Source organism: Vibrio ichthyoenteri ATCC 700023 (assembly GCF_000222605.1).
Lineage (GTDB): Bacteria > Pseudomonadota > Gammaproteobacteria > Enterobacterales > Vibrionaceae > Vibrio > Vibrio ichthyoenteri.
Map to the genome: position 1 here is coordinate 1 of NZ_AFWF01000018.1, position 19,907 is coordinate 19,907.

Consider the following 19,907-nt stretch of genomic DNA (forward strand, 5'->3'; position numbering starts at 1 on the left):
TTTTTAGGTAACAATGGTGGAATGAAAAAGTTTACTTGCTTCGTTTACTGTGATTTGTGAGTGGTACTTTAGTGATCAATCATAACTTGTAGAGCAGCACGATGGATTGAAGCACTCAGTTGGATAAATTAGATCCGTTACATTCTCTGGGTTGAGTTGGCGTGCTACAGGGACCTGGAATCGAGTGGCTGTAATTTGATTGAACATTTGCCAATGATTGAGTAAGCATTGATTGATGTCGTCAGTCTCATCAGACCAAGTTTCAGTAAGAAAAGGCGTTAAGCTTGCAGCGCCATGCGCGTACATGATCATTTGCCATTTTATCTCCCACACTTTGACCGGAGACTCAGGGAACGCTTGATTATATTCTTCTGCCATATTGTTCACGAGCGCTTCTAATTGGCCTGAGCGATCGATGAAATAATCAAACAGAGCATCTTCCTGACGAACGGCATCGGCGATAAGCTGTATTGGCTGTTTAAATAACAACATATGTGCTAGCAGACGAACAGAGAACAGATAAAGCCTTTCATTAGCAGGAGAGTTTTGCGGTAGGTTGTCGATTATTGTGTGTAGGTATTTGCCCATAAATCGATGCAGCTCATCGCTGATTGCATGCCAAATTTTTTCTTTGCTACCAAAGTGGTGGCGGATCAAGCTATGTGAAACCCCAGCTTGTTCACTGATATTACGTAATGACACACGCTCATAGCCAAGCTCGCAAAACATATCGGCGGCTACCATCAGAATCTGTTTTTTTGTGTTCTCAGCATCTTGTGCGCTTCGACGCCCTTGTTTTCTTTCGGTCATTCGTTTCTACCAACCCTAACTAACCGGGTACTTTTACCAGAAACTTCACCATATTTCATCAATATTAGTTTATTGACCACCTGGAAAATAAACGTTGATCTCAAAAAAAAAATAAATATACTGCACGACTGTGTAGTAAGTGTAACCGTTAAGCGTGGATAACGAGCGGTAACATAAGCGGTGAAAACGAACTTTAGTGGATGTGTCTGATCTTTCGATGGACGCTTTGATACTCCAGTTTTGACCGGTAATTACTTACTCTATTTGGCTAGGTAGCGTCGGTAACGTTTAGGCTTTGCACAAATCGTGTGAGCTTGATCTATGTTTGCATGGCGAGCTTCCATCTTTCGAATCAATCCACTGCCAAGGAACTATTGATTTGTTTTCGCCAACCCAGCACTTGTTGCTGGGTTTTTTGTGTCTGCTATTTGTATATCGTAATCGTCAGTCAATACCGTATTACGACGTTAGTCTAATAAATATAATAGAAGGTAAAATTGATTGTAATTATATATTTAACTAATTAGATGATACTAATATCAGCTAATTAGTTGAACTAAAGTCGATATAAGATTTATTTTAATTTTTATCCCTTCTTAATAAAAGTATCAAATAACTGTAATTATGTAACTTGTTGATATTATTTTGTGAAACGTGGTGTTTTGAGTGCTTAATTTCATGATATCAAAGGTTTATAATTTAACTTATAAAAGTGTTGATAATAAATTTTAATAAAATCAGTATCTTAACTCGCCATAACAAATATATAACATTTCATTCTAAATGGGATCTTTCTCAACTTTACGTAAAATTTAAAACTATTTATTTGAAGTGTCACAATTCCGGATTAGCTTTAGTTAATAGAACAAGGCAATACAAAGATGTTGCCTTAATTATGTTTTACCTATCAGGCTTAATGAGTTTGATATTTATAAATAGTTTTATCTATTTACCTTGCTGTTAAGAATGGAGTCTATTGATGAAAAAAATCGCTTTGATCACAGGATCTAAAGGTGGAATTGGATCTGCGATTTCCTCCCAACTGGTTGCTGATGGCTACCGAGTAATTGCGACCTATTACACGGGCAAGTTGGAGTGTGCGAAACAATGGTTTGCAGAAAAACACTTTACCGAAGATCAGGTCCGTTTGTTTGAACTGGACGTGACGAATACGGCAGAGTGCGCGGACCGTTTAGCAACGCTTTTAAGCGAAGAGGGAACGATTGATGTCGTGATCAACAACGCTGGCATTACACGTGATGGTGTTTTCAAAAAAATGACAGCTGATGCTTGGAAAGAAGTCATCGATACAAATCTAAATAGTGTTTTCAATATCACCCAACCTCTTTTTTCTGCGATGTGTGAAAAAGGGGGAGGTCGCGTTGTAAATATCTCGTCTGTAAATGGTATTAAAGGCCAGTTTGGTCAAACAAACTACAGTGCAGCGAAAGCCGGGATGATTGGTTTTTCGAAAGCGTTGGCAGCGGAAGGGGCGCGTAGCGGTGTGACAGTTAATGTCGTGGCACCAGGTTATACCATGACGCCAATGGTGGAAATGATGAAACCGGAAGCATTAGAGTTTATCAAAAATCAAATTCCAATGAGCCGTTTAGCCGAACCAGCAGAAATCGCACAAGCTGTGAGCTTCCTAGTCAGTGATGCAGGTGCCTATATCACAGGGGAAACCTTGTCGGTAAATGGCGGCTTGCACATGCAATAACGGGGAGCAATGATTATGGAAAAGGTATATATCGTAGCGGCTAAACGCACCGCGATTGGTTCTTTTGGTGGTTCTCTGAAACATATTAACGCCGGTGATCTTGCTGCTGTAGCGATAAAAGCTGCGCTGGAAGAAAGCCAAGTTGCCAAAGAAACGGTGGATGAAGTTATCGTTGGCAATGTTATTGGTGCGGGACAAGGCATGAGCGTAGGCCGCCAAGCAGCCTTGTTTGCGGGTATTCCAGATACAACACCGGCGTACACTTTAAATATGGTTTGTGGCAGCGGGATGAAAACCGTTATGGATGCCATCAGCCATATCCGATCTGGGGATGGCGACATCATCATCGCTGCCGGTGTTGAAGTTATGTCCCAGATCCCTTTCATCATTCCTAGTGAGGTTAGAAACGGTCATAAAATGGGTAACATGTCGCTAACAGACTTGTTGATCAATGATGGTTTGACCGATGTATTTAACCAATATCATATGGGTGTAACGGCGGAGAATGTCGCTAAAGAGGTTGGCATTACGCGTGAACAACAAGATCAATACGCCCTAGCAAGTCAGATGAAGGCGGTTGCTGCCATTGAAGCTGGGCATTTCAAGAATGAGATAGCACCAGTAGAAGTAAAGCTACGCCGTGAAACTTACACTTTTGCAACTGATGAGTACCCTAAAGCGAACACCACACTAGAAAGTTTACAGAAACTGAGACCCGCTTTTGACAGAGAAGGGTCGGTGACTGCGGGTAATGCTTCAGGCCTCAACGATGGCGCTAGTGCGATTATTTTGGCCAGTGAGTCTGCGGTAGCAAAACACAATTTAACGCCGATTGCGGAAATAGTGAGTTACGCACAGTCTGGTTTAGACCCAAAAATCATGGGCTTAGGTCCGGTTCCTGCAGTAACAAAAGCACTGGCTAAAGCTGAGTTAGCGACTGGCGATATTGACTGTTATGAACTTAATGAGGCTTTCGCCGCTCAGGCATTAGGGGTCATTCATCGCTTGGCTGAAGTACACCAAGTGCCAGTAAACAGTATTTTAGATAAAGCGAATCCAAATGGTGGCGCTATTGCTCTTGGGCATCCGCTAGGGGCATCAGGTAACCGTATTTTGGTTTCACTTATCCATGAGTTAAATCGAAGTGACGGCCAGTATGGCGTTGCGTCTCTATGTGTTGGCGGAGGTATGGGTACCGCTGTCATCGTTAAATCAATCAAATGGAATTAAACTTAATCACTTAGGAGTGTTAGTCATGTATACAGACTTTTTCAAAAATTTTAGCGATCAAACTGAGAAAACCCTAGAGCCGTACGTGAAGTTCAACAAGCTAGTAACGAAGAACGTTGAAGTGCTTACAGAGCTTCAACTAAATGCCATTCGTACCTACAGTGAGATGGGCTTGACACAAATGAAAGCGGCAACAGAAGTGAAAGACGTGACTTCTTTGACCGTTTTTAATAGCCAACAGCTAAATGTCCTATCGAAACTTTCTCAGCAAATGACCAATGATAGCAATAAGCTTCAGTCGATTGCTCAAGAGTTTAAAGATGATGTTGAGCAACTAACATCGGAAAACTTAAAGACAGTGACACCAGCATAATCACTGACTTATTGCCGCCTTTATTAAGGCGGCTTTTTCCGATCATAGGAGTTGCATCATGTTTCAACACTTCTTTTCGGACTACCTTGTGAAGCTCCAGGAATCCAATCAACAATGGTGGAATGATCTCGAACTAAACAGGGCGTCCGCAAATACCCCGCTTAATAAAGCCATGCAAGAACTCAATTTTGAAGATACGGCTAAGCTTTTGGAAGGCGCGTCAAATCAGCCGGCTGCGATGTTGGAAATTCAGGCTAAATGGTGGACCCAGCAACTGGAAATTTGGCAGAACGTCGCTTTGACAGGTAATACAGAGTCAGTCGTGTCTGCTGAAAAAGGTGACAAGCGATTCAGTAGTGACAGCTGGCAAAATGAATTGGTGTTTAACTTTATTAAACAATCCTATCTGCTGTTTAGCAAAACCTACCTAGAAACAATCGACAGTGTCGAAGGACTGGATGAAAAAGCGAAAGAACGCTTAACATTTTTTTCTCGCCAAGCTCTCAACGCGTTATCACCAAGCAATTTTATTGCGACTAACCCTGATTTGCTCAAACTCACGATTGAGCAGAATGGTGAAAACCTCTTAGCAGGTCTTGATCAGTTTAAGAACGATTTAGATTCAAGTGCCGACATTTTAAAAGTTCGCATGACGAACAATAATGCTTTTCGTCTTGGTGATGATGTTGCCAATACTCAAGGTGATGTTGTCTATAAGAATGAATTGTTTGAGCTCATCCAATATCGTCCACTAACGGAACAAGTGCATGCTACGCCGCTACTGATTGTTCCGCCATTTGTGAATAAATACTACATTCTTGATCTACGTGAAAAGAACTCAATGGTTCGTTGGCTGCTAGAGCAAGGACATTGTGTATTTATGATCTCTTGGCGCAACCCTGGCCAAGCTCAGCACGAGTTGGAGTTTGGTGATTACGTCACTGAAGGTGTGGCAAAGGCTGTGTCTGCGATCGAGGATATCACTGGTCAATCCCAGATTAATGCTGCTGGTTATTGTATTGGCGGTACGGTTTTAGCGTCTACAATTGCCTACTATGCCGCTAAGCGAATGAAGAAACGTATTAAGAGCGCGAGCTTTTTTACTACGTTATTGGATTTTGCTCAACCAGGAGAGGTTGGTGCATACATTAATGAGCCAGTGATCAATGCCATAGAAGTTCAGAACAACGCTAAAGGCTATATGGATGGTCGCTCTTTAAGCGTGACGTTCAGCCTGTTACGTGAGAACAGCTTGTATTGGAATTACTATGTTGATAACTATCTCAAAGGCGTTAGTCCGGTAGATTTTGATCTACTTTATTGGAACAGTGATAGCACTAATATTGCCGCACCCACGCATAATTTTATGCTTCGTGAGCTCTATTTGGAGAATAAACTTGTTCAAGATAAAGGAGTGAAAATTGGTGGGGTTTGGATCGATTTAGATAAGATCAAAATTCCAAGCTATTTCATTTCGACTAAGGAAGACCATATTGCACTCTGGCAAGGTACGTACCGCGGGGCACTAAACGTCGGCGGAAATAAGACCTTTGTACTCGGTGAATCAGGCCATATAGCGGGAATCGTAAACCACCCGGCAAAGAATAAATATGGTTTTTGGACCAACGATAGCCTTGATGAAAATGCGGACGAGTGGTTGGCGAATGCAGAACATCATGAGGGTTCATGGTGGGGACATTGGCATGAATGGTTATTGGCCTTCAATCCCGACCAACAAGTTGAACCTTATCCGCAAGGTAATGAACAATTTCCGGTGATTGGAACCGCGCCAGGATTGTATGTAAAACAAGTGTTGCCGATTGAACAAGAAGAGATGGCTTGATCTCTTTCAATTTGTAGGTGACAGAATGTCGTCGTACGGTTTTGAAACTGGCTGTATGACGGACAAGATTAAAAAGGGGCTTTTTGCCCCTTTTTCTATGTTGGGATCTCCGAGAATGACCAGGCTTTGTATGGCGTATTTGTACTGAGAGAAAACGTGTTAATCGGCGAATAGCAAATAGTAATGATAGATAATCTAAGTCAGTTCGCATTTTGTAGCATTGGGACTCATATTCCAAAATTATCTATAGCTTTCATTTCTTTATCGCTTAATAGTACCCGTAACGTGTAGAACTATTAGTCGTTTAGTTCATCAATTATTTCGACGATAAAGTGCGTGATAATTATGACGACTCAGTGTGGTATAGGGAGTTATTTCACTTGGTCTTGTTTCAAACATTATTTTGTCGGTTGTATGTACTTTCATCGAGTATGCTAAAACTGGCGCTAGGATTGAGTAGCGTAGTCATGTTGAATGGCTGTTTAGGTATGCCTGAAACGGTAAAGCCGGTCGACAACTTTGAACTCAATCGCTATCTCGGCACCTGGTATGAGATTGCTCGTCTAGATCATTCATTTGAAGCTGGGCTAGAACGAGTTTCAGCCGAATATAACCGACTACCCAAAGGCGGAATTTCGGTAAAAAATCGAGGATATGACCCAGAATCAGACGAATGGGTAGAAGCAACTGGCCAGGCATTTTTCGTTAATCAAGATGATCAGGGTTACTTACAAGTGTCTTTTTTTGGGCCTTTTTACAGCTCTTATGTGATATTTGAGCTTGATAAAGAAGGCTATCAGCATGCTTTTGTTTCCGGCCCCAATTATGACTACTTATGGTTACTGTCTCGTACCCCTGATGTTTCAGATGAATTAAAAAACAAATTTCGTCTTCAAGCGAGAACCTTAGGCTTTGATGTGGATGAATTGATTTTTGTCGAACAAGAGCTTTGATTAGATGACATCGTGAATCATCAGAGCTTAGGGCTATGATTCTTCCGAACATTATATGTTTTAACCGAAAGACAAACTTTGTTACATATTGCCCCGATATTAAATTGATTTAATATCGGGGCCAACGTACCTTTTCGCTTAAGCCATTTAGATGTTTTTGATGAGGGTACAATGCGAACGGTTCTCGGTTTGACGTTATTTTCGATCTTTAGTTTAGTCTCTACCACGGTCAAATCAGAGCATGCAACTTGTCATCAAAACTTTACTGAGCTAACCAAGTTGGTCGAAAACAATTATGCTGGTTATGCAGATAATATTCGTCAACAGATCGAAGCTTCAGAGATAAAAACTCTCGGCCATATTCAGTATGAGTCAGCGGTAGATTGCTTTGCCACGTTATCTAATTGGCTTGCTGTATTTGCAGATCCTCATTTAAAAATTACCTATATCGATCATCAACAACTCGCCAAGACCATTTCTTCTGAGCCTCAACTCCGTTGGTTGTCTGATACTGTGTTATCCCTTTACCTTGGCGATTTCTCAGCCACAAATAGGGAGTCGTTAGCGAGTTTTTTGCAGCGTAAAATGCCTGATTTACTGCGTGCAGAAGGGGTTATTATTGATGTTCGTGGTAATCAAGGCAGTAGTTTTCTGGCAATGCGCCAGATACTAGAACTGATTGGAACAGAAGGCTATCAATCTCTCTGGCATGTACTTGCATCGCCTTCAAACAAAGCATTTTATCAACGTCTGTTGGAGCAACTGGATTCAAGTCACTCACTTGAAATTACTGCAATGTATTCGAACTTAGTGCGGCAAATGACGGCTTATCCGAATACATGGGTTGAATATAATTGGCCTAGCGTGAAGCAGGACAATGTTTTGCCCAACATAAAAAAAATCTATGTGTTAACGGACAAAACGGTGGCCAATGCAGCGGAAGAGTTTGTCATTGCAGCCCGTTCAAATAATAAAGTGACAGTGATCGGCACCAATACATTTGGTGCTCTCGATTATGGTCAGGTTGTCGCTTATCCTATTGGTATTGATCAATATCAGGTGTTGATTCCAAGCCAAAAACGAGTGTGGTACCAGTACGGTCCCATCGACAATAAAGGCTTACCACCCGATATCGTTTCTCACCTTAGTGGCGATGAATTGCTCTCTTATACTCATGATCTACTGTCTCAACAGCTTTGACAATTCAAGGATATGTTGAGAAGCGTGATATGAAAAGATGGCATCATAGCAAATCAAACATACGTTCGTTACGCAAGCTATAGTTACTCGAATCCCACCTCAATGCAGATAAATGCCACATTGGTGTATTAGTAATTACTTATTTAGCATTGACTTAATATTATGTATAAGTAAAATCTAATATAAGATTAAAATATATACAATTCAAACATGCAGTCATTATCGAACACCGTAGTAATGATTAGGTCTGTAATTTTGTTTAGGTGATGATGAAGAGGCAGGTTAACCAGTGGAGAAATCATTATGTGGCAAGTAATACCTTGGCAATCACTGCTGGGAGGGATGTTACTAGGACTTTCGGCGGTGTTACTACTGCTTGTTAATGGCAAGATTGCTGGGATTAGTGGCATTATCAATGGCGTGGTTAATCCTGATGTAAGAGACCGAGTTTGGCGAGTATTATTTTTAGCTGGAATGGCGGTTGGAGGGGTATCGGCTGTTCAATGGCTAGGAGCGTCTGTGCCAACCTTAGAAAATTCAAACCTTTGGATCTATATCGTAGCGGGCCTATTGGTGGGGATTGGCACCTCTCTGGGGAATGGCTGTACGAGCGGTCATGGTATTTGTGGGATTGGCCGTTTGTCTAAACGTTCAATTGTTGCGACGGTGGTCTTTATGTCAATCGCAATATTGACCGTTTTTGTTCGTGTTCATTTACTGTGAGAGGCAACAATGAATAACTCAATTTTGAATGCTCTGACGTTTGCCAGTGCTATTTTGAGTGGGACGCTTTTTGGCATTGGTATGGCAATATCCGGAATGGTCGACCCCAATAAGGTGATTGGATTTCTAGATGTCACAGGGCAATGGGACTCCAGCCTCGCGTTTGTGATGGGCGGTGCATTGATAATTTTTATGCCTAGTTATTTCTTGTTGATTAAACCCAAACAGCAATCTTTAACGGGGGAACTCTATTGCATTCCTAATCATCAAACGATTGACCGCAAACTGCTGATTGGTGCCACTATTTTTGGCTTAGGATGGGGAATCGCGGGCATTTGTCCTGGCCCAGCGGTCGCTAGTCTTTTGTTTGGTAATATCGCGATTGTTCTATTTTTAGTGGCGATGATTGTGGGGTCACTGATCGCAAAGCGTTACAGTGCCGCAACTTCCAAGCGATAGTCCCCAAAAGGCGATCCCACTTTGCTCTGCGTCGGCTTCGAGTGTACTTGCTAGTTAAGTATTATCGATAGCGGGCAGTGATCGCTGAGTTTAAATTCCACCACATCGCTAGGTTCAAATAAATGCTGCTTAGCCTCATTAACGATAAAGTGTGGGCTAGTCACAAAGTGATCGATCAGTGAGCGAAACTGATGGGTACGCTTTGCCTTATTGCGACTACGAACCAGACAATCTGCGTTGACATGACGAGTGGACAAGTGAGCTTGTGATTGCTGGGTAATGTCATTCCATAGCCAATCGTTGGGATAGGCGAGGTTATGATTAAAATCACCACTGATGATATAAGCTTGCTTTTGTTGCTGTCGCTCTAATATCCAACGGTTTAATGCCAGACCTTGCTCCTTTAAAGTTTGACAGCTTTTATTAGGATGAAACTGGCCACTGCATCTCGCTTTTAAGTGAATACTGAGAAGATGAATGGGTTCATCCCACCAATCATTAACGATAATGTAGCTGGCAAACCGTAGCTTAGTTTGACGATTGCTTCTAAGTAACGAAAAATCATCTGGGTCAGTCACCCGGATACCTTTCTTTATCGCAAATCCGGTGTACTGATTAATATCGTTGAATTGTAAGTGACGATATTGCCCCGTACTTCGAGCAGATAAATAGATGTTGTAGCTATCCCCAACAACTCGTCTAATCGCAGACTCACTTGTTACTTCTTGAAAGGCAAGGATCGGGGTATCAATTTGCACAAAATAATCAGATATTTTGTCGAAATCAGCGTTTGTTCGCAATGATGACTTGAAACGCTTATTTCCTTGTAAATCGAGCCATTCCATATTCCATGTTGAAATTTTACTCTGTTGTTGCGCTAGTGTTGGTGGTGCGTACAAAACCACTACATATAGTAAAATGAGACATTCTACAACGCGTTTCATGATTGACTCCCTGTAAAATTAGTCCAAAGCTTTATGCTGCAAGCCTTCGCAAAAAATCAAGCTTAAATACGAAAAAAACGCAATTTTCACGGTTTTCTTTGTATCTGAGATCTATGCCATCAAGATCGATTTGATCTTGCTCTCTAGCCTATGTTTATTGATCTAAATCAATACTTTTAGGGCGTGGTTTGAGTTTAATACGCCACAACATATAGTGTCAGTCGAACAATAATTAGCCCTATATAGTGTATTTGTGGATAACTCTGTGAGTATGCTGGGTAAGGAGATAAAGTGAAACCAATCGTAATCAAGCGTGACGGCTCAAGAGCGCCGTTTAGCCGAGATCGTATTCAAGCAGCAGTGGAAGCTGCAGCTGATCAAGTAGACAACGAAATCGCTATTCATGCTTTAAATGTAGCATTAGCGGTTGAGCTACAACTTAAAGATCACGATGAAGTTCATATCACTGAAATCCAAACCCTAGTTGAGAACGAATTGATGCAAGGACCATTTAAGTCTCTTGCTCGTTCATACATTGAATATCGCCACGATCGCGACATCGCCCGTGAAAAGCAAAGCACACTAACGCGCGAAATCGAAGGCTTAATCGAAGAGAGCAACGTTGATCTCATCAACGAGAATGCAAACAAAGATGGTAAAGTAATTCCAACACAACGTGATTTACTTGCGGGCATTGTGGCTAAGCACTACGCAAAGACCCATATTTTGCCTCGTGATATCGTACAAGCTCATGAAGAGGGCGATATTCACTACCACGATCTCGACTACGCACCATTCTTCCCAATGTTTAACTGTATGCTTATTGATCTAAAAGGCATGTTAACGCATGGCTTTAAGATGGGTAATGCTGAGATTGATACGCCGAAATCTATTTCGACTGCAACAGCGGTAACCGCGCAAATTATTGCTCAAGTAGCGAGCCACATCTACGGTGGTACCACCATCAACCGTATTGATGAAGTGCTGGCTCCTTATGTTAGCGCAAGCTACGAGAAACACCTTTTAACGGCGAAAGAATGGGATATTCATACTCCTGAAGCCTTTGCTATCTCTCGCACAGAGAAAGAGTGTTATGACGCATTCCAATCACTAGAGTATGAAGTAAACACACTGCATACCGCGAACGGTCAAACGCCATTTGTTACCTTTGGTTTTGGTTTAGGTACCAGCTGGGAATCTCGCTTGATCCAGCAATCCATTTTGAAAAACCGTATCGCTGGTTTAGGTAAAAATAGTAAAACAGCGGTATTCCCTAAATTGGTCTTCGCGATTAAAGATGGCTTAAACCATAAAGCGGAAGATCCAAGTTACGACATCAAACAGCTGGCGCTTGAATGTGCGTCAAAGCGTATGTACCCAGATATTCTTAACTACGACAAAATTGTTGAAGTAACGGGTTCATTTAAAACCCCAATGGGTTGTCGTAGCTTCTTAAACCCGTATGAAGAAAACGGTGAACTCATCCACGAAGGCCGTAACAACCTCGGCGTAGTGAGCTTGAACTTACCGCGTATTGCTCTTCGTTCTAACGGTGATGAGAAAGTGTTCTATCAACTGCTTGATGAGAAGCTAGATATCGCTCGTCGTGCATTAGAAACGCGTATTTCCCGTTTAGAGAACGTAAAAGCGCGCGTTGCACCAATCCTATACATGGAAGGGGCATGCGGCGTACGTTTAAAAGCGGATGATTCAATTGCTGACATCTTCAAAAATGGCCGCGCGTCTATTTCGCTAGGTTACATCGGTATTCATGAAACGATTAATGCGTTATTCGGTACAGACCAACACGTTTACGACAGTGAAGAACTGCGCCAAAAAGCGTTGGATCTGGTGAGTTACCTGAAAAAGAATGTGGAGCTATGGACAGAAGAAACCGGTTACGCATTCAGCCTTTATGGCACGCCGAGTGAAAACCTGTGTAGTCGTTTCTGCCGTATCGACACCAAAGAGTTTGGTGTTGTAGAAGGCGTAACAAATAAAGGTTACTACACCAACAGCTTCCACTTAGACGTTGAAAAGAAAGTAAACCCATACGACAAAATCGATTTTGAAATGCCTTACCCGCATATCTCAACCGGTGGCTTTATTTGTTACGGCGAGTTCCCGAACATGCAACGCAATATAGAAGCGTTGGAAAACGTCTGGGACTACAGCTATACACGCGTGCCTTACTACGGGACCAATACCCCAATCGATGAGTGTTATGAGTGTGGTTACACTGGTGAATTTGAATGTACCAGTAAAGGCTTTACTTGCCCGAGCTGTGGCAACCACGATTCGAGTAAAGTGTCAGTAACCCGTCGTGTCTGTGGTTACCTTGGTAGCCCTGATGCTCGCCCATTTAACTTTGGTAAACAAGAAGAAGTTAAACGTCGCGTTAAGCATCTGTAATTGATGCAAACACACTAAATAGTAACCAGCTCGTTTAGGCGGGCTGTTTTTTTGCAGAAGAACTATGAATTATCACCAATACTATCCAATCGATGTGATTAATGGACCTGGTACTCGTTGTACTTTGTTTGTTTCTGGCTGTGTTCATCAGTGCAAGGGTTGCTACAATCAATCGACTTTACGCCTAGATAGTGGTCATGAATTCACTCAAGCGTTGGAAGACCAAATCATCGCTGATTTGAATGACACACGAATCAAACGTAAGGGGTTATCACTCTCCGGTGGTGATCCGCTGCATCCTGCTAATGTCTCTTCGGTGCTGAAGTTAGTGCAGCGTGTTCGCAACGAATGTCCGGGTAAAGATATCTGGCTTTGGAGTGGTTACACGCTCGCTGAGTTGAGTGATGAGCAGCGTGCGGTTGTTGATCTATTAGATGTGCTGGTGGATGGAAAGTTCGTGCAAGAGAAGAAAGATCTTAATTTGGAATGGCGGGGAAGTTCCAACCAAGTGATACATCGGTTCAAAATTTAATAGAGGCAGCGATTTCGCTGCCTTTTTTAGCTCTATATCTTATTGATAACTTTTCAAGTAATGTCGCATTTATGAAAAAATGCAATTTCATCAGGCATTTACGCATGATAGTTTAATGTTGCATTGAGTCAAAACGTGAGCCTGTCATTAAGGTAGTGATATGGCACTAATGCGGTCATTAAGATGGAATTGAGCTGTATGGATTATGAAGTAACTACGCTAAGTGAAAGACCCGATTTAATTGACAAAGTAGCGAATCTAGACAATCGCTCATGGCCGGTATTTTTACAACACAGTGATGCGAATAATTGGCATCACCTTTATGAAGAGTTCGCAGATTCAACGCTTATTTTACTATCCAGTGAACAGGTTATTGGTGTTGGATTTACTGTACCGGTGAAATGGTCTGGAGGAGTGACGGGATTACCGGAAAGTATTCACGATGTTTTGGTACAAGGTTTGGCTCTACGAGAGAGTGAAGCACAGGCCAATACCCTAATTCCCATCGCTGCATTGGTTGACCCTAGCGTGCAAGGTGAAGGGTTAAGCGCAAAAATCCTCATTGAGATGAAAGCATTGGCGAAACGACGTGGTCTGACGTCATTGGTTGTTCCTGTTCGCCCAACCTACAAAGCAAAATACCCAATCCAATCGATTCAAAGTTACGCCAGTTGGTTACGTGATGACGGCTTGTATTATGATCCTTGGCTGCGTGTGCATCAAAAACTCGGTGCTAAAGCGATACATATTGCTAACTGTACTTTGAAGGTAAAAGGCAGCATTGCTCAATGGCGTGAATGGACGAATATGATTTTTCCTCATTCAGGTCAATACGTTATCCCTGGTGCATTAAGTCCAATTGAAATCGATAAAGCCAACGATTGCGGCACTTATCGAGAGCCGAATGTATGGATGAAACATCCAATGAATGATGAGTTGGTGTAAACGAATATTGAACGTTTGCGGTAAAAGAAAAAGGCGAGGTGAATCCTCGTTTTTTTTTGCCAGCGTTTGGTTTATTTGTCGTAATTTAAAAAAAGTAATGATAACTTGAAACTCACTTTCTAACGTTGAATTTCAAAGGGTTGTGACTTTCATGTTTTCTCATTTGCCAGCACCTCAATTAGATCCAATTCTTTCGCTCTCAGTTGCCTATAAGAGTGACCCACGTAATGAAAAAGTGGATCTAGGTATTGGAGTGTACAAAAATAGCCTCGGCGAAACGCCAATCATGCGCGCGATTTCTCAAGCGCAAGATATTGTAGTATCCACTCAAAAAACCAAATCTTATGTCGGTTTAGCCGGCTGTGAAGAGTTTAATCAAGCGATGATCAATCTCGTGCTTGATGGAACGTCAGTGCTGGATCGTGTTATCGCCGTACAAACGCCGGGGGCGAGTGGGGCATTGCGTATGCTTGGCGACTTGATGAAAGTTGCCCAACCAGATACAACAGTTTGGATCTCGAATCCAAGCTATGTAAACCACAAACCGGTGATGGAAGCGGCGGGTTTACAAGTAAAATACTATCGCTATTTCAGCACTGATACTAAGCAAGTCGATAAAGCGTTAATGTTGGAAGATTTAGCGAAAGCGGGCAAAAACGATGTGGTTCTTCTTCATGGCTGTTGTCATAATCCCACCGGTGCCGATATAGACTTCGACGCATGGCAACAAATTACCGCGTTGGCACAAAAAAATGGATTCACGCCTTTTGTTGATGTTGCTTATCAAGGTTTCGGTGATGGTCTTGACGCAGACGCGAAGGGGTTGCGTTATATGGCTGATAATGTCGCGGAAATGTTGATTACAACCTCGTGTTCTAAAAATTTTGGTTTGTATCGAGAGCGAACGGGTGCCGCGATTGTCGTCGGCCAGTCCATCGCAGAGGCCAACAATGCCAAAGGTAAGCTACTAACGCTTGCCCGTTCCACCTATACGATGCCACCAGATCATGGTGCCGCACTTGTTAAAACCATTTTACAAAATCAAGCGCTAACGGCAACTTGGAAGCAAGAGTTAAGTGAAATGCAGCAACGTTTGTTAAACCTGCGCAAAACTTTATGTGACGAGTTGCGAAATGCTCACAATACTTCACAATTTGATTTCATTGAATCGCACAAAGGAATGTTTACTGTGCTAGGCTTTAGTCAAGGTCAAATGTCGCAACTCCGTGAAGAATATGGAATTTATGGAGTAGGTGACGGCAGAATTAATATTGCCGGTTTAACCGAAAAAGACATTCATTATGTGGCTGATGCGATTATGAAGGTCTCATAAGACTGTTTTTTTAAAAGGCTCTTAGGAGCCTTTTAGTCATAAATATATTGGGGGAATGAATGAATAAATCGTGGAAGGCGTTAGTTCCATTATTACTATGTGGTGGTTTGGTCGCTTGTGCCAATACTAGCGAGCAACAAGTAGAAACCGAAGTGAAGCCTCAAGTTACACCTCCTAAGGTTGAACAACCAGAAACCTCTCCTGAAGCAAAACCTGAAGTAAAGCCTAAGCCAGAACCAGAAACCAAGCCTGTTGAAAAACCAAAACCACCGGTTGTTGAAGCAAAAAAAACCTCAGATGGACGTCTGATCTTGGGGGAAAAAGAATGGGTTTATATTCCGGGCTTAGAGCAGTCATTTAAAGCGCGAATTGATACTGGCGCAACGACATCATCAATCAGTGCTGTTGATATCGTGCCTTTTGAGCGTGATGGTAATGATTGGGTTAAATTTAAGATTGAACACGATGGCGTTAACAGCAAAGAAATAGCATTGCCCGTTGATAGATGGGTTAAAATTCGTCAATCGAGCGCTGAAGGAACCCAGCGTCGCGCAGTCGTACAAGCGTGGATTCAAATTGGTGAATTGAAGGAGAAGACGGAATTTACACTCGCGGATAGAACGCACCTTACCTTTCCAGTGTTGTTAGGGCGTAGCTTTTTTAAAGATGTCGCTTTGGTCGATGTGAGTAAGCAATACATTCAAGAAAAACACAAATAATGATGCGATTGTGTTTATAAAAAAACCGCTCACGGAGCGGTTTTTTCAATTAGACTCGATATTCATTATTGAATTTCGATTAGCTCAACTTCAAAAATAAGCGTTGCTGATGGCGGGATCGGCCCAGTACCGCTTTTACCGTAAGCTAGTGTACTTGGAATGTATAGACGGAACTTGTCGCCCACTGTCATATACGTTAAGCCTTCTTGCCAACCTTTGATCACCTGACCTAAACCAAACGTGATTGGCTCACCACGTTCAACTGAACTGTCAAATACAGTGCCGTCTATTAATGTACCGTGGTAGTGAACTTTAACGCGATCAGCCGTGGTAGGGTAAACCTCGCCTTCACCTTTATTAAGTACTTGGTACTGAAGTCCGCTTTCGGTGGTAATTACGCCTTCTTGTGCGCCATTATCCAAAAGAAATGCTTGGCCAAGTTGGAAGTTTTCATCAGCTGCTTTGTGGTTGGTCCACGTACGGTAAATGAAAAATGCTGCAAGGACAAAAATAATAATCGGGAATACAAATTTAGTCATGAATCCTTTCCGCTAGGTTATTGTTTGATTAAGTAGTTAATAGTGTTAGCAATGCTGTCGATATTTTGGTGACCAGAAGTGATCACTTGGTATTTACCATTAATGATGAAGGTTGGTACGCCACTAATTTCACCTTTGGTGGTAATGTCATCTGCCAATTGCATTGCTTGGAATAGTTGAGCTTGTTGCTCTTCGTTTAAATCGTATGGAGAGACCAAATCACGACTATGGAACGCTTGGTCAATGGCCGCTTTACGTTGTGCGATGGTTGAACCTTCGCCCATTTGCACGGCAGAAAACAGCTCAAGCATCATTTGGTGATCAGGTTTGTGACCAATCTGCATTTCTGCTGCGTAGTAAATCATTGCGCCAATTTGTGCGCTTTCGTTAAAAGTCACATGAATTTTGCCAATGCTTTGATCGATCAAGCTTTCAAGCTTTGGAATTTCCGCTTCCATTTTTCCACAGTGACCACAATTCAAAGAAAAGACTTCTGTCACTTGTGGGATTCGGAATGTAGAGAGGTTAGCAGGCAATTTAGAATACTGCTGGCCTTCAACAGGTACTGAGTTGTCAGAGCAACCCGCTAAGACAGCAGATGCACCGAGCAAAAATAGCGTGATCAATTTTTTCATAAGAGTTTCTCGTTACGTGCGCGGCAATAGCGCATTTAAAGTGAGTCGATTTTACCGTTAAGTTAGGATTTAACAAACGGTTATAACTTGAGAGTAGCAATTTCTAACAAGTTAGCGGTAGAAGTATGCAGTTATGACAAAAAAAGCGACGGTTGCGATAAAAATGGGCGGAAATAATTATTTTTAACGATTCAATCTAAAGAAATTGCTGAGAGAGACGATATAAATCGTATAGGTAATCGATTTATATGGTACGCAGATGAGAGTAGTAGCCCTAAGTATGTTATTAGCCTTAACCGGCTGTGGTTCACTACCTGAAAACATACTCAACGACAACATGTTATCAATCGCTCCGCAAGGTGATCACGAGGTAATGCACCCTGAATGGGGTAAAGCCACCTTGCAACCAAAATCAGACGTTCAAGGTCCGTATGGCGAAAAAAATGCTTATCAGCCGCATTCATTGGAAAGCTTTCTGGCGAAACATAATTTAACCTATGAAGTGTTGCCAGGCGATTATAAAATGGTCAAGTTGGTCGATACAATTAAATTCAACACGGGTTCATCGCAAGTATCCAATCAATCAGCTTATTGGCTTGATGTGATAGCTCGCTATGTCGCGTCTCAACCGGGTATTGATGTTGTTATTGATGGGCATGCAGATAGCACCGGTAGCCCACAATTTAATGACAAGCTTTCCGTTAAGCGTGCTGATGCCGTTAAACAATCATTGGTCAACAATCATGTGGATAAGCGTTCGATATTCACTCGAGGGTATGGTGAAGCTGAACCAGCCTGCAACAATAAAACGGCACAAGGTAAAGCGTGCAATCGCCGTGCAGAAGTTTTGTTTATTTTGTCGGCTGAATATTAGCCAAACAGTTCTCATCCTTACTATTTAAATCGAGAATAGCGATGTTATCGCTATTCTCGTTTTTGTATCTGCCTATAATTAGCAGCAAGAGAAGCCAATAGGAAAGATACGTGGCGGTACAACCGAAATATATAGTCGCACTAGATCAAGGCACAACAAGTTCACGGGCGATAGTGTTCGACTATCAAGGCGTTATTGTTAGTGATGCACAGCGTGAGTTTAAGCAAATTTACCCACAAGCGGGATGGGTAGAGCATGATCCGCTCGAGATTTATGCTAGCCAAAGTGCCACCTTAACTGAGGCCTTAGCCAAAGTTGGAATTCACGGCGATGAAATTGCGGCGATAGGGATCACCAATCAACGTGAAACGACGATTGTCTGGAATAAACTGACCGGTAAACCTGTTTACAATGCCATCGTATGGCAATGTCGTCGTACTACATCTGTTTGCGACAAATTGACGGCATCCGGTGCTCAAATTACCGTCAAGAATAAGACTGGTTTGGTGCTAGATCCTTATTTTTCAGCGACAAAAATTCAGTGGATTTTGGACAATGTTGAGGGCGCACGTGAACAGGCAGATAAAGGAGAACTGCTATTTGGCACGATTGACAGTTGGTTAATTTGGAACATGACCGAAGGCCGAGTGCATGCGACCGACTATACGAACGCATCGCGTACCATGCTGTTCAATATTGACGATAGAGTATGGGACGAAGAGTTACTGACGCTCTTTGGCGTACCTAAATCGATGCTACCAGAGGTTCGCTCATCTGCTGCACACTATGGTGAAGCCAATATTGGTGGATACTCAATTCCTATTTTTGGCGTAGCAGGGGATCAACAAGCTGCATTGTTTGGTCAAGAGTGTACACAAGCCGGTCAAGCCAAAAATACTTATGGTACCGGTTGTTTCTTACTGATGAATACCGGCCTCAAGCGCGTTGATTCAACCCATGGTCTGTTGACGACTCTAGCCTGTGACGCATTAGGCGAGCCGAGCTATGCTTTAGAAGGTTCAGTCTTCATGGGGGGGGCGTCAATCCAGTGGCTACGTGATGAGCTAAAACTCATTGATTCTGCTCAGCAATCTGAAACGATGGCAAGAAAGGTAAATAGCGCTAATGGTGTTTATGTCGTACCAGCCTTTACAGGTTTGGGCGCGCCATATTGGGATGCCCACGCGAGGGGGACCATCGTCGGGTTGACTCGGGGCGTTAACGCCAATCATATTGTGAGAGCCACTTTAGAGAGCATTGCCTATCAATCTAAAGACGTATTAGATGCGATGCAAGCCGATTCTGGTTTGATGTTAGCGCATTTGAAAGTCGATGGTGGCGCGGTTCAAAATGATTTTTTGATGCAATTTCAAGCCGATGTCCTTGGAACGCCAGTGCTGCGTCCGCAAGTGAGTGAATTGACCGCTCTAGGTGCAGCTCGTCTTGCTGCGCTAGGTAGTAAAGCTTGGGATAACTTGCAAAGTATCAACAGCCAAAGTACCCCTATTGATGTTTTTAACCCTAGCCAAGATGAGCAGAAACAGACTAGTCGATACAAAGGGTGGAAACGAGCAGTCAAGTGTGCGCAGATGTGGGCATCGTTGGAAGATGATGAGTAAGCTGAGCACGTTATACGGATGTTGTTAGTTTTAAAACAGGGAGA

At 42.5% G+C, this 19,907-nt stretch carries 19 protein-coding genes; 15 read left to right on the forward strand and 4 right to left on the reverse strand.

Annotated features, from left to right (window positions below):
• Positions 1–75: 75 nt before the first annotated feature.
• Positions 76–810 (reverse strand): TetR/AcrR family transcriptional regulator, encoded by a 735-nt coding sequence (locus RH85_RS02465; RefSeq protein ID WP_006710600.1) that lies wholly within the window; start codon positions 808–810, stop codon positions 76–78.
• Between the two features lie 979 nt (positions 811–1,789).
• On the opposite strand from RH85_RS02465, the gene RH85_RS02470 reads away from it, so the two are divergent.
• From RH85_RS02470 to RH85_RS02505, 8 genes are all read left to right on the forward strand, one after another.
• Positions 1,790–2,530: an SDR family oxidoreductase gene (locus RH85_RS02470; RefSeq protein ID WP_006710601.1), complete on the forward strand. Its 741-nt coding sequence runs from the start codon at positions 1,790–1,792 to the stop codon at positions 2,528–2,530.
• Positions 2,531–2,545: 15 nt separating this feature from the next.
• Positions 2,546–3,760 carry an acetyl-CoA C-acetyltransferase gene (locus RH85_RS02475; protein WP_006710602.1) on the forward strand — a complete coding sequence of 405 codons (1,215 nt, stop codon included), beginning with the start codon at positions 2,546–2,548 and terminating at the stop codon, positions 3,758–3,760.
• A gap of 25 nt (positions 3,761–3,785) precedes the next feature.
• Complete coding sequence (locus RH85_RS02480) at positions 3,786–4,133, forward strand: phasin family protein (RefSeq protein WP_006710603.1); 348 nt, start codon at positions 3,786–3,788, stop codon at positions 4,131–4,133.
• 58 nt (positions 4,134–4,191) lie between these two features.
• A complete protein-coding gene (gene phaC / locus RH85_RS02485) occupies positions 4,192–5,976 on the forward strand; it encodes a class I poly(R)-hydroxyalkanoic acid synthase (RefSeq protein WP_006710605.1) in 1,785 nt (594 codons plus the stop codon).
• A 431-nt stretch (positions 5,977–6,407) separates the two neighbouring features.
• Entirely contained in the window at positions 6,408–6,929 is a 522-nt protein-coding gene (locus RH85_RS02490; RefSeq protein WP_169313216.1) for a lipocalin family protein, read from the forward strand.
• Between the two features lie 171 nt (positions 6,930–7,100).
• A complete protein-coding gene (locus tag RH85_RS02495) occupies positions 7,101–8,129 on the forward strand; it encodes a S41 family peptidase (protein ID WP_006710607.1) in 1,029 nt (342 codons plus the stop codon).
• A gap of 303 nt (positions 8,130–8,432) precedes the next feature.
• Entirely contained in the window at positions 8,433–8,852 is a 420-nt protein-coding gene (locus RH85_RS02500) for a YeeE/YedE family protein (RefSeq protein ID WP_006710608.1), read from the forward strand.
• A 9-nt stretch (positions 8,853–8,861) separates the two neighbouring features.
• Positions 8,862–9,311, forward strand: coding sequence for a YeeE/YedE family protein (locus tag RH85_RS02505; protein ID WP_006710609.1), 450 nt, complete (start codon positions 8,862–8,864; stop codon positions 9,309–9,311).
• A gap of 50 nt (positions 9,312–9,361) precedes the next feature.
• Here the strand turns inward: RH85_RS02505 and RH85_RS02510 are convergent, their stop codons facing one another.
• Positions 9,362–10,255, reverse strand: a complete 894-nt coding sequence (locus tag RH85_RS02510; protein ID WP_006710610.1) for an endonuclease/exonuclease/phosphatase family protein — start codon at positions 10,253–10,255, stop codon at positions 9,362–9,364.
• Between the two features lie 291 nt (positions 10,256–10,546).
• Here RH85_RS02510 and nrdD point away from each other — a divergent pair, with 291 nt between their 5' ends.
• The 5 genes from nrdD (at position 10,547) to RH85_RS02535 (ending at position 16,196) form a co-directional block, all read left to right on the forward strand.
• Positions 10,547–12,667 carry an anaerobic ribonucleoside-triphosphate reductase gene (nrdD, locus tag RH85_RS02515; protein ID WP_006710611.1) on the forward strand — a complete coding sequence of 707 codons (2,121 nt, stop codon included), beginning with the start codon at positions 10,547–10,549 and terminating at the stop codon, positions 12,665–12,667.
• A 64-nt stretch (positions 12,668–12,731) separates the two neighbouring features.
• The gene (gene nrdG, locus RH85_RS02520) at positions 12,732–13,199 is read left to right on the forward strand and encodes an anaerobic ribonucleoside-triphosphate reductase-activating protein (RefSeq protein WP_006710612.1); all 468 of its coding nucleotides are present in this window, start codon (positions 12,732–12,734) and stop codon (positions 13,197–13,199) included.
• A 198-nt stretch (positions 13,200–13,397) separates the two neighbouring features.
• Complete coding sequence (locus RH85_RS02525; protein ID WP_006710613.1) at positions 13,398–14,144, forward strand: hypothetical protein; 747 nt, start codon at positions 13,398–13,400, stop codon at positions 14,142–14,144.
• A 151-nt stretch (positions 14,145–14,295) separates the two neighbouring features.
• A complete protein-coding gene (locus RH85_RS02530; protein ID WP_006710614.1) occupies positions 14,296–15,477 on the forward strand; it encodes an amino acid aminotransferase in 1,182 nt (393 codons plus the stop codon).
• A gap of 59 nt (positions 15,478–15,536) precedes the next feature.
• Positions 15,537–16,196, forward strand: coding sequence for a putative ATP-dependent zinc protease (locus tag RH85_RS02535; RefSeq protein WP_006710615.1), 660 nt, complete (start codon positions 15,537–15,539; stop codon positions 16,194–16,196).
• A gap of 65 nt (positions 16,197–16,261) precedes the next feature.
• Here RH85_RS02535 and RH85_RS02540 read toward each other — a convergent pair whose 3' ends face one another.
• Complete coding sequence (locus tag RH85_RS02540) at positions 16,262–16,735, reverse strand: BamJ family beta-barrel-assembly machinery protein (RefSeq protein ID WP_006710616.1); 474 nt, start codon at positions 16,733–16,735, stop codon at positions 16,262–16,264.
• Between the two features lie 17 nt (positions 16,736–16,752).
• Positions 16,753–17,370 (reverse strand): thiol:disulfide interchange protein DsbA/DsbL, encoded by a 618-nt coding sequence (locus RH85_RS02545; protein WP_006710617.1) that lies wholly within the window; start codon positions 17,368–17,370, stop codon positions 16,753–16,755.
• Positions 17,371–17,629: 259 nt separating this feature from the next.
• On the opposite strand from RH85_RS02545, the gene RH85_RS02550 reads away from it, so the two are divergent.
• On the forward strand, positions 17,630–18,244 hold the full coding sequence (locus RH85_RS02550; RefSeq protein WP_039948427.1) for an OmpA family protein: 615 nt from the start codon (positions 17,630–17,632) through the stop codon (positions 18,242–18,244).
• A gap of 110 nt (positions 18,245–18,354) precedes the next feature.
• A complete protein-coding gene (glpK, locus tag RH85_RS02555) occupies positions 18,355–19,863 on the forward strand; it encodes a glycerol kinase GlpK (protein ID WP_006710619.1) in 1,509 nt (502 codons plus the stop codon).
• Positions 19,864–19,907: the final 44 nt, after the last annotated feature.